The sequence below is a fragment of the Nocardioides litoris genome, assembly GCF_006346315.1.
In the GTDB taxonomy this organism is placed as follows: domain Bacteria; phylum Actinomycetota; class Actinomycetes; order Propionibacteriales; family Nocardioidaceae; genus Nocardioides; species Nocardioides litoris.
In genome coordinates, this window is record NZ_VDMR01000004.1 from 173,935 (window position 1) to 188,080 (window position 14,146).

Annotated in this window: 15 protein-coding genes and 1 tRNA gene; 13 read left to right on the top strand and 3 right to left on the bottom strand. The window is 75.1% G+C overall.

The features are described from left to right. Nucleotide 1 precedes the first annotated feature (1 nt). The 8 genes from FJQ57_RS14965 to FJQ57_RS15000 all read left to right on the top strand — a co-directional run bounded on the left by FJQ57_RS14965 (nucleotide 2) and on the right by FJQ57_RS15000 (nucleotide 6,484). Complete coding sequence (locus FJQ57_RS14965; protein WP_211348952.1) at nucleotides 2-1,213, top strand: oxygenase MpaB family protein; 1,212 nt, start codon at nucleotides 2-4, stop codon at nucleotides 1,211-1,213. Nucleotides 1,214-1,221: 8 nt separating this feature from the next. After that, complete coding sequence (locus tag FJQ57_RS14970; RefSeq protein WP_139981671.1) at nucleotides 1,222-1,815, top strand: uridine kinase family protein; 594 nt, start codon at nucleotides 1,222-1,224, stop codon at nucleotides 1,813-1,815. Between the two features lie 63 nt (nucleotides 1,816-1,878). Further along, nucleotides 1,879-1,957 (top strand) — tRNA-Gln (locus FJQ57_RS14975). A 257-nt stretch (nucleotides 1,958-2,214) separates the two neighbouring features. Beyond that, nucleotides 2,215-2,616: a hypothetical protein gene (locus tag FJQ57_RS14980; RefSeq protein ID WP_139981673.1), complete on the top strand. Its 402-nt coding sequence runs from the start codon at nucleotides 2,215-2,217 to the stop codon at nucleotides 2,614-2,616. Nucleotides 2,617-2,627: 11 nt separating this feature from the next. Continuing rightward, a complete protein-coding gene (locus tag FJQ57_RS14985; RefSeq protein ID WP_139981675.1) occupies nucleotides 2,628-3,386 on the top strand; it encodes a hypothetical protein in 759 nt (252 codons plus the stop codon). Then, a complete protein-coding gene (locus FJQ57_RS14990) occupies nucleotides 3,379-4,002 on the top strand; it encodes an RNA polymerase sigma factor (RefSeq protein ID WP_139981677.1) in 624 nt (207 codons plus the stop codon). The genes FJQ57_RS14985 and FJQ57_RS14990 overlap by 8 nt, the downstream gene beginning before the upstream one ends. A 9-nt stretch (nucleotides 4,003-4,011) precedes the next feature. Further along, nucleotides 4,012-5,463, top strand: coding sequence for a bifunctional UDP-N-acetylglucosamine diphosphorylase/glucosamine-1-phosphate N-acetyltransferase GlmU (glmU, locus tag FJQ57_RS14995; protein WP_139981679.1), 1,452 nt, complete (start codon nucleotides 4,012-4,014; stop codon nucleotides 5,461-5,463). A gap of 40 nt (nucleotides 5,464-5,503) precedes the next feature. Next, entirely contained in the window at nucleotides 5,504-6,484 is a 981-nt protein-coding gene (locus FJQ57_RS15000) for a ribose-phosphate diphosphokinase (protein WP_139981681.1), read from the top strand. 126 nt (nucleotides 6,485-6,610) lie between these two features. Here the strand turns inward: FJQ57_RS15000 and pepN are convergent, their stop codons facing one another. Next, on the bottom strand, nucleotides 6,611-9,019 hold the full coding sequence (gene pepN / locus FJQ57_RS15005) for an aminopeptidase N (protein ID WP_139981683.1): 2,409 nt from the start codon (nucleotides 9,017-9,019) through the stop codon (nucleotides 6,611-6,613). A 179-nt stretch (nucleotides 9,020-9,198) separates the two neighbouring features. Between pepN and FJQ57_RS15010 the strand changes: the two genes are divergently transcribed. Continuing rightward, nucleotides 9,199-9,888 (top strand): 50S ribosomal protein L25/general stress protein Ctc, encoded by a 690-nt coding sequence (locus FJQ57_RS15010; protein WP_139981685.1) that lies wholly within the window; start codon nucleotides 9,199-9,201, stop codon nucleotides 9,886-9,888. Between the two features lie 89 nt (nucleotides 9,889-9,977). Beyond that, nucleotides 9,978-10,565, top strand: a complete 588-nt coding sequence (gene pth, locus FJQ57_RS15015; protein WP_139982156.1) for an aminoacyl-tRNA hydrolase — start codon at nucleotides 9,978-9,980, stop codon at nucleotides 10,563-10,565. Nucleotides 10,566-10,791: 226 nt separating this feature from the next. Here pth and FJQ57_RS15020 read toward each other — a convergent pair whose 3' ends face one another. Further along, nucleotides 10,792-11,229, bottom strand: coding sequence for a hypothetical protein (locus FJQ57_RS15020; protein ID WP_139981688.1), 438 nt, complete (start codon nucleotides 11,227-11,229; stop codon nucleotides 10,792-10,794). Between the two features lie 35 nt (nucleotides 11,230-11,264). Further along, the gene (locus FJQ57_RS15025) at nucleotides 11,265-12,218 is read right to left on the bottom strand and encodes a lytic transglycosylase domain-containing protein (protein WP_139981690.1); all 954 of its coding nucleotides are present in this window, start codon (nucleotides 12,216-12,218) and stop codon (nucleotides 11,265-11,267) included. Nucleotides 12,219-12,261: 43 nt separating this feature from the next. Between FJQ57_RS15025 and FJQ57_RS15030 the strand changes: the two genes are divergently transcribed. The 3 genes from FJQ57_RS15030 to FJQ57_RS15040 are packed head-to-tail and all read left to right on the top strand — an operon-like array spanning nucleotide 12,262 to nucleotide 14,141. Then, nucleotides 12,262-13,065 carry a 3'(2'),5'-bisphosphate nucleotidase CysQ gene (locus FJQ57_RS15030; RefSeq protein ID WP_139981692.1) on the top strand — a complete coding sequence of 268 codons (804 nt, stop codon included), beginning with the start codon at nucleotides 12,262-12,264 and terminating at the stop codon, nucleotides 13,063-13,065. A gap of 7 nt (nucleotides 13,066-13,072) precedes the next feature. After that, entirely contained in the window at nucleotides 13,073-13,687 is a 615-nt protein-coding gene (locus tag FJQ57_RS15035; RefSeq protein WP_139981694.1) for an HAD family hydrolase, read from the top strand. 58 nt (nucleotides 13,688-13,745) lie between these two features. Further along, nucleotides 13,746-14,141: a VOC family protein gene (locus tag FJQ57_RS15040; RefSeq protein ID WP_139981696.1), complete on the top strand. Its 396-nt coding sequence runs from the start codon at nucleotides 13,746-13,748 to the stop codon at nucleotides 14,139-14,141. Nucleotides 14,142-14,146 lie beyond the last annotated feature (5 nt).

A 14,146-nucleotide genomic window follows, 5' to 3' on the forward strand; every position in this document is an offset into this window, starting at 1 on the left:
CGTGACCGACACCCGCCGGGGTACCCGGTCGACACCGCTCGCGCCCACCGGGCTGCGCCACGTCGACCGGGCCGTCGCCGAGCACGGCCAGACCGGCCGGGCGTGGCTCGAGGGCATGTGGCACGCCGACCCGCTCGCCGACACGGTCGTGGCCGACCGGGCGGCCGCGCGCGTCGTGCGGGAGGCGCTGGCGGGGGCCGACCGGTCCGGCGTCGGTGCCGCGGCCGGTGCCCTGCTCGACCACGTCACCACCGACCCGCCGTGGCTGGAGCGCGACCGCCTCGACCGGGCCGCCGACGTGCTGGTCCGCCACACCGCACCCTGGGGCCTCTGCCTCGGCGCCGCGTCCCTCCTGCGCGGAGCCGACAACGCGATCGCGGCCAAGCCGCTGCAGCTGACCGGCCGGTACGCCGCCGAGCCGGCCGTCCGCTCCATCGAGGTGGGGGAGTGGCTGGCCGAGGTGGTCCGCCCCGGCGGGATGGCCGTCGGCGGGCCCGGCTGGGTCCGCACCGTGCGGGTGCGGCTCATCCACGCCCGCGTCCGCCGCCACGTCGGCTCCTCGACGGCGTGGGACCACGACGCGTGGGGCGTGCCGGTGCCGCAGCCCTACCTGGCCTTCACGCTGGCCGAGTTCGGCCACGTCTCGCTGGAGGCGATGACCCACCTCGGCGTGCGCCTGCGGCGGCGCGAGCTCGACGACGTCTACCACCTGTGGCGCTACGTCGGGCACCTGATCGGCGTCGAGCCCGCGCTGCTGCCGGCCACCGAGGCCGACCACGTCCGCATCGAGGACCTCTACCGCCTCACCTCGCCCGGCCCCGACGACGACGCCCGCCTCTTCACCCGCGCCCTGGTCGAGCAGTACCTCGCGCCCCAGCTCGCCACCCTCGGCGTCGGGCCCTCCGCCGTCCGCGAGGCGGTGGCCCGCCGTCTCGTCAACGGGATGACCCGGGTCTTCCTCGGCTCCGCGGCCGCCGACGACCTCGGCGTGCCCGGCGGCCCGCTCGAGCGGTTCGCCGCGCTCGGCGTGCGTGCCGCCGCGCCCGGGTTGCTCGTCGCCGACCAGTCCCGCCTGCTCCTCCTCGGCCGCCAGCGCGTCACCCGCCGCGCGTACGCCGTCCGCGAGCGCGAGATGGACCGGCTCCGCCGCGAGCAGGGCATGCTCCACGACCTCGTCGACGCCGTCCCCGGCGCCGTCGGCCACCCCGGCTGAGGGGCGCCGTGGCGGCCACGACGTACGACGCCCTGCTCGCGCGGGTCCGCGCGCTCGCCGCCTCCGCCCCGCCCGTGCCGGTGGTCGCCATCGCCGGCCACGGGGGTGCCGGCAAGTCGACGCTGGCCGACCGGCTGGCCGCCGACCTCGGGCTCGCCGCCGACCAGGTCGTGGGCACCGACGCCTTCTACGCCCCGACCTGCGGACCCGACGCAGGCCTCTGGGAGCAGCACGACTGGCCGGCCCTGGAGGCCCTGGTCCGCTCGGTGCGGTCCGTGCCGCCGCCCGACCGGTTGCGCTACGACTACCGCTGGTGGACCGGGCACACGGGCGTCGAGGACCAGCCGATGCCGCCGGTGCTGCTCGTCGAGGGCATCCGCCTCCTCGGCGAGCACACCCGCGACTGGTTCGACCTGACGGTCTGGATCGACCTCGACCCCGACGCCGCCGGGGCTCGCGCCGTCGCCCGCAACGTGCTCCAGGGCGACGACCAGGCCGAGCTCGACCTCTGGGCCACCAAGTGGGTCCCCGAGGGCCACGCCTACGAGCGCCTCGCCCGCCCGCGCGACCTCGCCGACCTCGTCGTCCCCGCGGCCGGCTGACCCCGGCGCCGCCGCCGGGCTGAGCGGTCCGGCGACGCCGTACGCTGCTCGGTGCACCATCCATCCCCGGTTGGTCTGCCGGCAGGGCCCGCCTGACTTTGAATCAGGACAAGCGACGTAGGTTCGACTCCTACCCGGGGAGCTGCTGCTGCACGTCGCTCCCGACCACCGACATGGGCAAAGTCGTCCGGGGACCGCGTCAACGGTGGGGCAGCGGTGGTCGACCTCCGACCGCGTCACCTGGCGCCCCGCCGTGCGGCCCCCGCCGGCCGCCTGAGGCGCGCGGGAGGAGGCCGCGAGGAAAAGCTCGACTCGGGTGTAACGCCGGGCCGCCCTCGCGACGAGTCATCCTGTACGACGTCGCACGACGCGCGTCGCTCGACGAAAGGACCCACGCAGATGACCCTCACCACTCGCCTCGCCGCCGCAGCGACCGGTCTCGCCCTGCTCGCCGGCCCCACCGCGCTGGCCACCTCGGCCACCGCCGCGCCGGGCGAGGGCTCGCAGAAGCCCGCCCCCTGCGCCCAGCAGCAGCAGCAGGTCGACAAGGCCGAGGCCGCGCTGGAGCGGCTGACCGCCGTCTTCGAGCGCCAGCAGACCAAGGTGAAGAAGGCCAAGAACGAGGTCGCCGAGGCCGCTCCGGGCCGCGAGAAGGCCCAGGCCAAGCGCGAGCTCGCCCAGGCCAAGAAGGCCCGCAACGAGGCCAAGCAGACCAAGCGCGCCCAGCAGCAGCGCGTCGCCAAGGCCACCGAGCGCCTCGAGAAGTGCCAGGCCGACCAGGCCGAGACGCCCGCCGGCTGACGGTCAGAGCGATGCGCCGACTGCCCGACCTGCGGCTCGATCCCGAGCCGATGGAGCCCGACCCCGTCCTCGTCGACCAGCTGGCCCTGCTGGCCCGGGCCAGCAGGCCCACGGCGATGACGGCGACCCGGCGGGTCGTCCCCGTCGTCGCGGCCACCGCGACGATCGCGGCGCTGTCCGCCGGCGGGGCGTGGGCGGTCGGCACCCTGGCCGAGCGGGGGCCCGACACGCCCCCGCCGGTCGGTCCCGGCACGTCGCGCACCGTCGACGACGGACGCGGCACCGAGGACCCCGCCGACACCCCGGCGGGCCAGGACCCCGCGTCGCGGAGGGGGGACCCCCCACCGCCCTCCGCGACGCGGTCCGCCGGCCCGCCCGCCACCCCGGGCGAGCGCGGCACCGGCCGCGACACCGGCCGCGACACCGGCCGCGACACCGGCCGCCCGGTCGCCCCGGGCCGCAGCCCCGGCAACCGACCCGACCGACCGGACAGGCCGGACAGGCCGGACCGGCCCGAACGGCCGGCGTACCCCGCCCAGGCCCAGGGCCAGGGCGGGGGCGACGGGAGCGGACGCGGCCGCGACGGGGGCGACCCCGGCCGCGACGACCGCGGCCGCGGGCAGGGCAACCAGGGCCAGGGCACCGGCAACGGCTCCCCACAGGGGCCGAGGCCGACCCGCACCCCCGAGGCGGACGAGCCCGGACGGGCCCAGCAGCCGACCCGCACGCCGCGCGCCCTCCCGACCAGCGCCGCGACGCCGCGTGGCTGAGGACGACGAGGTCGTCGCCGCAGCCAAGCGGGGCGAGCCGGAGGCCTGGGCAGCGCTCTACCGCGCCCACGCCGCCCGGCTCCTCGCCTGGCTGCGCACCCGCCCCTGCGCCGACACCGCCGTGACCGCCGACGACGTCGCGGCCGAGGCCTGGCTGGTCGCGGCCTCCAAGGTCGCCGACTTCTCCGGTGACACCGGCGCCTTCGCGGGGTGGCTGTTCGGGATCGCGCGCAAGGTGCAGGGGTCCTCCCACCGACGCGCCGTGCGCCGTGCCACCGACGCCACCGATCCGTCCGAGGCCGGCGACCACCTGCCCGTCGAGCCCGACCCCACCCTGGTCCTCGACGACCGCGCCTGGGTGCGCGAGGCCATCGCCTCGCTGCCGCCCCGGGAGCGCGACGCCGTGGGCCTGGTCGACGCCGTCGGGCTGTCCCAGGCGGCCGCGGCCGAGGCGCTCGGCGTCTCGACCGTGGCCCTGCGCGTGGCCCGCCACCGCGGCCTGCGCCGGCTGCGGCGCGTCCTCGGCGTCGAGGACGGTGCGCCGCGCGGCACGACCGAGCCGGGCGACCCCGAGCCGGCCCGCGGGACTGGCGACCACGTCACCCGTCGGCCCTAGAGTGACCCGGTGCCCCAGGACCTGACCGTCATCGTCCTCGCCGCCGGGGGCGGCACCCGCATGAAGAGCAAGACGATGAAGGTGCTGCACCGTGTCGGCGGCCGCACCATGATCGGCCACGTGCTCGCCGCGGCCGCGGCCACCGAGCCCCGCCGCGTCGTCGCCGTCGTCGGCCACCAGCGCGAGGCGGTGGGGGCCGAGGTGCGCGAGCACGTCGCCGACGCCGTCCTCGCGGTCCAGGAGGAGCAGCTCGGCACCGGCCACGCCGTCGCCGTGGCGATGGAGGCCCTCGCCGCCGACGAGGGCGAGGCCGTCGGCACCGTCGTGGTGGCCACGGGCGACACCCCGTTGCTCACCGGCCAGAGCCTGCGGTCCTTCGTCGCCGACCACCGCGCCTCGCAGGCCGCGGTCAGCATCCTCTCGGGGGTCGTCGAGGACCCGTTCGGCCTCGGGCGGGTGCTGCGCAACGACGACGGCGACGTCCTGGCCATCGTGGAGGAGAAGGACGCCACGCCCCAGCAGCGCGAGGTCCGTGAGATCAACTCCGGCATCCTGGCCTTCGACGCGACGTTCCTGGCTTCCGCCCTGCCGCGGGTCGGCAACGACAACGCCAAGGGCGAGTACTACCTCACCGACGTCATCGGCCTGGCCCGCGGCGACGGCCTGGCCGTGGCCGCGCACCCCGTCGACGACGTGCGCCAGACCGAGGGCGTCAACGACCGGGCCCAGCTGGCCCGCGCGGGCGCCGAGCTCAACCGCCGCATCCTCGACCGCTGGATGCGCGAGGGCGTCACCGTCATGGATCCCGCCACCACCTGGGTCGACGCCACCGTCGACCTCGCCCCCGACGTCACCCTGCTGCCCGGGGTCCAGCTGCTCGGGGCCACCACGGTCGCCGAGGACGCGGTCATCGGCCCCGACACGACGCTCGAGGACTGCGAGGTCGGCCCGGGCGCCCGCGTCGTGCGCACCCACGGCCAGCTCGCCGTCGTGGGGGAGGGCGCCACCGTCGGCCCGTTCTCCTACCTGCGGCCCGGCTCGGTGCTCGGCGCCCGCGGCAAGATCGGCGCGTTCGTCGAGACCAAGAACGTCGAGATCGGCGAGGGCGCCAAGGTGCCCCACCTCTCCTACGTCGGCGACGCCGAGATCGGCGAGGGCACCAACATCGGGGCCGGCACGATCTTCGCCAACTACGACGGGGTCGCCAAGCACCGCACCACCGTCGGCCGGCACGCCCGGACCGGGTCCAACAACACCTTCGTCGCCCCGGTGAGCATCGGCGACGGCGCCGGCACCGGCGCCGGCACGGTCGTCCGCGAGGACGTGCCGCCGGGATCACTGGCCGTGAGCGCCGGCCCCCAGCGCGTCATCGAGGGCTGGGTCACACGGCGGCGACCCGGCACGGACCAGGCGGCCGCGGCCGAGGCGGCGGTGGCACAATCAGACCCGGCCGAAGGCTGATCCGCAGACCAGCCCTCCCAGACTGCCCCGAGGAGCCCCCGTGACCGGCATCCAGAAGGCCACCGAGAAGAACCTCATGGTCTTCAGCGGTCGCTCCCACCCCGAGCTGGCCGGGGAGGTCTCCGAGATCCTCGGGACCCCGCTCGTGCCGACCTCGGCGTACGACTTCGCCAACGGCGAGATCTACGTGCGCTACGAGGAGTCGGTGCGTGGCTGCGACGCGTTCGTCATCCAGAGCCACACCGCGCCGATCAACGACTGGATCATGGAGCACCTGCTCATGGTCGACGCGCTCAAGCGCGCCTCGGCCAAGCGCATCACCGTGGTCATGCCGTTCTACGGCTACGGCCGCCAGGACAAGAAGCACCGGGGCCGCGAGCCGATCTCGGCGCGCATGGTCGCCGACCTGTTCAAGACCGCCGGCGCCGACCGGCTGATCGCCGTCGACCTGCACACCGACCAGATCCAGGGCTTCTTCGACGGCCCCGTCGACCACCTGATGGCGATGCCGGTGCTGGCCGACCACGTCAAGGCGACGTACGGCGGACAGCGGCTCGCCGTGGTCTCGCCCGACGCCGGCCGGATCAAGGTCGCCGAGCGCTGGTCGGCCCGCCTCGGCGGCGTGCCGCTCGCCTTCATCCACAAGACCCGCCGCACCGACCGGCCCAACGAGTCGGCCGCCAACCGCGTCGTCGGCGACGTCGCCGGCCGCACCTGCGTGCTGGTCGACGACATGATCGACACCGGCGGCACCATCGTGAACGCCGCCGAGGCCCTGATGAACGACGGCGCCGCCGGCGTCGTCATCGCCGCCACCCACGCGATCCTCTCCGACCCCGCCGTCGACCGGCTCAAGAACTCCGCCGCCGTCGAGGTCGTGCTCACCAACACGCTCCCGATCGCGCCGGAGCGCGAGTTCGACAAGCTGACGAAGCTCTCCATCGCGCCGCTGCTGGCCCGCGCCATCCGCGAGGTCTTCGAGGACGGCTCGGTCACCGAGCTCTTCGACGGGCACGCCTGACCGGTCCACCCGGTGCGCGTCGAGTGGTCTCGAGACAGGCGCTGGCGCGCCTTCCTCGACCACCGTGGCTCGAGGAGCTCCCGCTAGGGAGCGTCTCGAGACCACACGACCGCAGCGTCAGTGGACTCATCGCCGGTCGTCGAGCGCGTCCTCCCAGTCGCGGCGCAGGATCACGTGCGTGACGCCCTCGAGGGCCGCCTCGACGGCGGCGAGCTGGTCGGCGTCGAGGGGGACGAGCGGGAAGGCGTTGCCGACGGCCTGGGCGAACGCCTGGCCGCGCCCGGCGAGCGCCGGGGCCTCGGCGAGGTAGCGGTCGACGTACGGCGCCACGAGGGCGGCCTGCTCGGGCTGCCAGAGCCCGCTGGTGACCGCCTCGAAGCGCCGGTTGGACACGTCGGGGTCGGTGGCGGCGGCCCAGGCGGCCTCCTTGGCCTCGACCGAGGGGCGGGCGGCGAGCGCCCGGGCGGCGCCGAGCTCGCCGTCGACGGTGCCGTCGCGGCGCCGCTCGGCCTCGATGAACGCCGCGTCGGCGCCGCCGACGGCGGCGAGGCGGGCCACGACCCGCCAGCGCAGCGACGCCGGCCAGGCCAGCCCGTCGACGCTGTCGGCGTCGAGCCAGCGCCGGAGCAGGTCGACGTCGCGCGAGGTCGAGGCGAGGCCCTCGGCGAAGGCGAGCCGCACGTCGTCGGTGGTGGCGGCCTCGAGCCCCTCGCCGAACGCCGTGGCCAGGGTGGCCACGAGCCCGCCCACCTCGTCGGCGCTCGCACGCTCGGGCAGGACGTAGGCGGTGGTGCGGCCGACGACGGAGCCGACGAGCATCGGGTGGGTCTCGCGGGGGAGCAGGCGGGCGACGAGGTCGACGTAGGGGCCGACGCCGAGGCGCCGGGTGCGGGTGGCCTCGAACCACTGGCCCCACACCACGGCCCGGGCGAGCGGGTCGTCGAGCTGGTGCAGGCCGTCGCCGAGCGCGGCCAGCGACTGCTCGTCGAGAGCGAGCTGGGCGTAGGTCTCGCTGCGGGCGTTGGGCAGCACGACCCGGCCGCGCAGGTCGGGCAGCCGCACCGGCTCGTCGGCCAGGTCGACGAGCTGGCCGCCCGCGGGCGCCAGCGCGTCGTCGTACGCCGCGACCCAGAGCCGGTGGGGCCGGGACCCGTCGCGGTGGAGCACGGGGGTGCCGTCGGCGTCACGCTCGACCCGGACGGTGTCGAACCCGGTGGTGCGCAGCCACGCCTCGGCCCAGCCCACGGCGTCGCGGTCGGAGGCCTCGTCGAGCGCGGTGACGAAGTCGGCGAGGACGGCGTTGCCGAGCCGGTGGCGCGAGAGGTAGGCGTTGACGCCGCGCAGGAACGTCTCGTCCCCCAGCCAGGTCACCAGCTGGCGCAGCGCGCTGTGGCCCTTGGCGTAGCTGATCATGTCGAAGTTGCCGGCCGCGGCGTCGACGTCGGGCACGTCCTCGGCCCGCGGCGCGACGGCGTGGGTCGAGCGGCGGGCGTCGGCGCGGTAGGCGTTGACCTTGCGGGTGGTCTCGAACATCACCCGCAGGTCGTGGTGCCCCACGGCGTCGCCGGCGACGCGGTAGCCCATGTAGTCGGCGAAGGACTCCTGCAGCCAGGTGTCCTCCCACCAGGTCATCGTCACCAGGTCGCCGAACCACATGTGGGCCATCTCGTGGGCGATGGTGCCGGCGCGCGAGGCCCGCAGCCGCTCGGACAGGACGCCGCGCGGGAGGTACTCGTCGCGGTAGGTGACGCAGCCGGGGGTCTCCAGCGCGCCCCAGTTCTGCCCCGGCACGAAGGCCTGCTCGTAGGAGTCGAACGGCATCGGCTCGTCGAACAGCGACGCGTAGTGGTCGAAGCACGCCTCGGTGGTGGCGCGCAGCTCGTCGACGTCGCGGTCGAGCTCGGCCGCGAGCGAGGCCCGGGCGTGCCAGGCGAACGGCAGCCCGGCGTGCTCCCAGCGGTGGGAGTGCCAGGGGCCCGCGCAGAAGACGAACATCGCGGTCGGGATCGGCAGCGTCGTCGCGAACCGCCAGCGCCCGGTGGCCTCGTCGTGCTGCTCGACCCGGCCGTTGGCGACCACGGTCCACGTCGGGTCGGCGACGACCTGCAGGGTGACCGGCGCCTTGAGGTCGTTCTGGTCGAAGCACGGGAAGACGCGCTGGGCGACGTCCATGCCGATGTAGGCCGAGACGTACGTCGCCCCGTCGGCCGGGTCGGTGAGGGTGTGCATGCCGTCGCCGTCGGTGACCAGCGGCACCCGGGCCTCCACCGTCACCGCGTGGGTGCCGCCGAGGCCCGAGAGGTGGATCCGCGTGCCGTCGTACGCCGGGTCGACCTCGCGCCCGTCGAGGCGGACCTCGAGGTCCTCGGCCCCGGTGAGCTCGACGAACGTCGACGGCGTCGAGCAGGCGAACCCCACCGCCGCGGAGACGTGCGCGAAGCCGGTCTCGTGGGCGGTCAGGTCGATCGTCAGGTCGTAGGTGACGTCGGAGACGGCGGCGGCGCGGGCGCGGGCTTCGTCGAGGGTCAGGCTCACCCTCCGCACCCTACGGACCGGGTGCGGAGGGCGGATTTCGGCCCGGGCGGGCTCGCACCGTAGAGTTCCCGGGTTGCCTCGGCGAGGGAGCGCACGTCGCTCCGTGATCGACAGGGCCGGCCGTGCCGCTGCGCCCCCGTCCGCCAGGCCCGCCGACCCAGACGCAGAGGAGCACCCGCATGAGCGACACCGAGAAGATCCAGGCCGAGGCCCGCACCGAGTTCGGCAAGGGCGCCGCCCGCCGCATCCGCCGCGAGGACAAGGTCCCCGCCGTCCTCTACGGCCACGGCACCGACCCCGTCCACGTGACCCTCCCGGGCCACGCCACGATGATGGCCCTCAAGCACGGCGGCGCCAACGCGCTGCTCGAGCTCGACATCGACGGCACGAGCCAGCTCGCCCTGACCAAGCAGGTCCAGGTCGACCCGATCCGCCGGAGGCTCGAGCACATCGACTTCGTGCTCGTGAAGCGCGGCGAGAAGGTCACCGTCGAGGTCCCGATCACCGTCGTCGGCGAGGCCGGCCCGGAGACCCTGGTCGTCACCGAGAACGCCACCGTCGAGATCGAGGTCGACGCGACCCAGATCCCCGAGACCATCGAGGTCAGCGTGGAGGGCGCCGAGGTCGGCACCCAGATCCTCGCCTCGCAGCTCGAGGTGCCCGCCGGTGCCACCCTGCTGGCCGACGACGAGCTGCTCATCGTCAACGTCACCCAGCAGATCAGCGCCGAGGCCCTCGAGGCCGAGCTGGAGGAGGCCGAGGCCGAGGCCGGCATCGAGCGCGACGAGTCCGACGAGGAGGCCGCCGAGACCGAGACCGCGGCCGCCGAGGGCGAGGGCGACGCCGAGGAGTCGTCCGAGGAGGAGTGATCCTCACCCGGCTCAGGTGGTTCCTGGGCCGACTGATCTCGCCGGTGACCCGGCCCGAGCCCCCCGACCACGACGCCCAGGAGGACGACATGGCCGAGGTGTGGCTCGTGGTCGGGCTCGGCAACCCCGGCAAGGAGTACGCCGGGCACCGGCACAACATCGGCTACCTCGTCGTCGACGAGCTCAGCCGCCGCCTCGGCACCCCGCTGCGCGCCCACAAGACGGGGCGCGCCGAGGTCGCCGAGGCGCGGCTGGGTCCGCCCGGCAGCGACGGCCCGCGGGTCGTGCTGGCCCGGCCCCGGTCGTACATGAACGAGGTCGGCGGGCCGGTCAAGGCCCTGGCCACCTTCTACAAGGTGCCGCCGGCCCGGGTCGTGGCGATCCACGACGAGCTCGACATCGACTTCGGGACGCTGCGCTGCAAGCTCGGCGGCGGCGACAACGGCCACAACGGCCTGAAGTCGCTGCGCTCCTCGTTCGGCACCGGCGACTTCTACCGGGTGCGCGCCGGCATCGGCCGCCCGCCCGGCCGCCAGGACGTCGCCGACTTCGTGCTGTCCAACTACAACGGCACCGAGCGCAAGGAGCTGCCGTTCCAGGTCGACACCGCCGCCGACGCGGTCGAGTCCCTGGTGCTCGAGGGCCTGGAGAAGACCCAGCAGCGCTACAACTCCTGACCCACGGTGGTCGAGGGCGCCGCGCGGCCGACCCACGGTGGTCGAGGAAGTCGCGCCAGCGACCCACGGTGGTCGAGGAAGTCGCGCCAGCGACTGTCTCGAGACCACCTGACCGCAGCGATCTACTTCGACCTGACCATGCGGTCGTGTGGTCTCGAGACGGTTCCTCGCGGAACCTCCGCGACCACCGTGCGGTCGCCGCGCGGGCGGATCGTCCAGCAGGTAGTCAGGTGACCTTGTCGGCGACCTTGGAGACCACGGTGCCGGCGGCCGAGCCGACCTTCTTGGCTGCCTCGACCTTCGCAGCGCGGCGCCGGTCGAGGGTGAGCGCGACCAGGTTGAGCGCGCCCCACGTCATGGTCACGCCGAGGACCTTGGCCCGCACCTCGTCGTCCTCTGCCCGCGCGGCGAGCAGCAGACCGTCGCCGACGTCGCAGGCGATCCGGATCCACATCGCGGTGCGCACCGTGCGGCCGCGGCCGAGCACGCCGAAGGTGCTGACGGCCAGGTCGCGCACGCCGAAGACCTGCGCGAGCAGGTCGTAGCCCTCCTGCTCGTGCTTGCCGGCGTCGACGGCCTGCCCGAGGTGCTCGGGGTTGCTCAGCGCGTAGACGGCGTACGACGCGGTGGCGGTGCTCATGACACGGCTGAGGGCGTAGCTCATGCCGACCAACGTAGGGCGCGGTCGGGCCGCGGGGCTCAGCCCTGCGGGTGGCTGCGCAGGTAGTCGCCGACGGGGACCGGCCGGCGCTCGGCGTACCCCACCGGGAGCAGCACGTCGCCGCGCGCGGTCAGGTAGTAGACCCGCCAGGCGTGGTAGCCGAGGTAGGACCGCGGCCGTCGCTGCATGACCTCGGCGAGCAGCCGCACGCCGCGCACGTAGGCGGTGTGGTTGTTGTAGCGGAACAGTGCCCGGTCGACGGCCGCCCGCGACCCGCTGCGGAAGCCCATCGCCTGCAGGTAGCGGCCCGCGGCCAGGACCGCGTCGCGCGGGTCGTCGACGTCGCCGCGCCCGTACGCCGCCCACGTGGCCGGCATGAACTGCATCGGACCCTGCGCGCCGGCGACCGAGGTGCCGCGGATGCGCCCCATGCCCGTCTCGACCAGGTTGATCGCGGCGAGGTACTCCCAGTCGACCCCGAACCGGCGCTCCGCCTCGCGGTAGTGCGCCAGCAGTCGCTGGGGGGCCTCGGGGCGCACGATCCGCCAGGCGGGGAGGGTGCGGGCGAGCTCGCCGTGCATCGAGCGGAAGGCGCGGCGGCTCTCGAGGTTGGGCACGGCGATGCGCCACACCCAGCGCGGCACCAGGGCCCGGACCCGGGCGTCCCAGGCCGGGCGGGCTCCGAGCACGCGGAGCGCGACCTGCTGGCGGCGCCCGGCCTCGGCCACCGCGGCGGGGGCGGCGGCCTCGCCGGCGATGGTCCGCTCGGCCGCCTCGAGCTGGGTGGCCAGGGCCCGCGGCGTCGTCGGCCGCGCCGGCTCGGCACGCCCGGGAGCCGCGCTGCCGGTCCTCGGGGCGGCCGGCGCCGCGCTCGTCGGGTCGGGTGGCGTAGTGGGTGCGTCGTCGGGAGCGGCGCCGCAGCCGAGGGTCAGGGCGGCGAGCGCCACGACGGTGGCGAGGCTCGTGCGACGGGGTCGACGGGGAGACGGCATCGCGTCGAGGGTACGTCGGCGGCGGCCACTACGCTCGGGCCTCGTGACCTACGAGCCGACCCTGCCGCCCGAGTCCGCCGCCACCGACGACCACGTGCTCGCCGCCTGGTTGGCCGACGAGGCCGGCCGTCGGCTGCTCGAGGTCCGCAGCGAGGGCCTGGAGGGTCGCGAGCTCAAGGACGCCGGCGACCGGGCCGCCCACGAGCTGCTCATGGAGCTGGTCGCCCGGCACCGGCCCACCGACGCGGTGCTCTCCGAGGAGGGCAAGGACGACAAGGCGCGCCTCGACGCCGAGCGGGTCTGGATCATCGACCCCCTCGACGGCACCCGCGAGTTCTCCGAGCCGCCCCGCGACGACTGGGCCGTCCACGTGGCGCTGTGGGAGCGCGGCGCCGGCGACGGCTCGACCGGTGCCGGTGACCTGACAGCCGCCGCGGTCGCCCAGCCGGCGCTGGGGGAGACCTTCACGACCGGCACGCCCCTCGTCGTACCCCCCTCGACCAGCGCGTCGCCGCGCATCGCGGTCTCGCGCAGCCGGCCGCCGGAGTTCGTGCACGGCCTGGCCGCCGAGCTGGACGCGCAGCTGGTCGCCATGGGCTCGGCCGGCGTCAAGGTGCTCTCGGTCGCCCGTGACGTCACCGACGCCTACGTCCACGCCGGCGGCCAGTACGAGTGGGACAGCGCCGCGCCCGTCGCGGTGGCCAGGGCCGCGGGCCTGTTCACCAGCCGCATCGACGGCAGCCCGCTGCGCTACAACCAGGACGACGTCTACCTGCCCGACCTCGTCGTGTGCCGGCCCGAGCTGGCCGACCGCATCCTGGGCTGGATCGCCGAGAACGGCGCGTGAGGGGCCGGTGAGCGACACCGTCCGCCACGTCCTGCTCGACGCCGACGGGGTCCTGCAGGACCTCCCCGGCGGCTGGGTCGAGCGGGTCGAGCCGTGGCTGGGAGAGCGGGCCGAGGAGTTCATCCTCGAGTCCTGGCGGCTCGAGCTGCCGGCCCTGCGCGGCGAGGAGGACTTCTTCGAGCACCTGACCCGCCACCTGGCGGCGTACGACGCCGAGGTGGACGCCCGCGACCTGTTCGCCGCGGTGTGGACCTCGATCGAGCTGGTGCCGTCGTCGATCGCGCTGGTCCACCAGCTGCGCGCCGCGGGGTACGGCGTCCACCTGGGCACCAACCAGGAGCGCCACCGCGGCACCTACATGGCCACCGAGCTCGGCTTCGACGAGCTGTTCGACGTCTCCTGCTACTCCTGGCAGCTCGGTGCGGTGAAGCCCGAGGCGGCCTACTTCGAGCGGGCGCTGGAGCGCATCGGCGCCCCCGCGCCCGAGGTCCTGTTCGTCGACGACCGCCTCGACAACGTCGAGTCCGCCCGGTCGGTCGGCCTCGCCGGCGTCCACTGGACCTTCACCGAGGGGCGTCCTGCGCTCGAGGAGCGGCTCGCCGAGCACGGCGTCCACGTCTGACGTGGGGCTTCGAAATGCAGAGGCCCCGCCGCGGTCGTCCCTGGCAGGCTCGGGAGCCGTGACGTCCTACATCTCGCACACCACGATCGACTGCCACGACGCCTACACCCTCTCCGAGTGGTGGAAGGGCGTGCTCGGCTGGAGCGACCTCGAGGGCGACCCCAACCTGCCCGGGCACGAGGAGTGCATGATCCGCGACCCCGAGACCGGCGCCCAGCTGCTGTTCATCGAGGTGCCCGACGCCGAGCTGCCGGCCAAGCGCATCCACTTCGACATCGCCCCGCGCGAGGGCACCCGGGACGCCGAGGTCGAGCGCCTGCTGGCCCACGGCGCGACCTTCGTGGCCGACCACCGCGGCATCCACGGCGAGGGCACCGGCTGGGTCACCCTCGCCGACCCCGAGGGCAACCAGATGTGCGTCCTCCGCAACGCCGCCGAGCGCACCGGGTCCTGACCCCT

Coding starts and splice junctions, on each gene's coding strand:
- FJQ57_RS15025 (WP_139981690.1), bottom strand. CDS start 12,218: ATGCCGTCTCCCCGTCGACCCCGTCGCACGAGCCTCGCCACCGTCGTG.
- FJQ57_RS14985 (WP_139981675.1), top strand. CDS start 2,628: ATGCGCCGACTGCCCGACCTGCGGCTCGATCCCGAGCCGATGGAGCCC.
- pth (WP_139982156.1), top strand. CDS start 9,978: ATGGCCGAGGTGTGGCTCGTGGTCGGGCTCGGCAACCCCGGCAAGGAG.
- FJQ57_RS15020 (WP_139981688.1), bottom strand. CDS start 11,229: ATGAGCTACGCCCTCAGCCGTGTCATGAGCACCGCCACCGCGTCGTAC.
- FJQ57_RS14980 (WP_139981673.1), top strand. CDS start 2,215: ATGACCCTCACCACTCGCCTCGCCGCCGCAGCGACCGGTCTCGCCCTG.
- FJQ57_RS15010 (WP_139981685.1), top strand. CDS start 9,199: ATGAGCGACACCGAGAAGATCCAGGCCGAGGCCCGCACCGAGTTCGGC.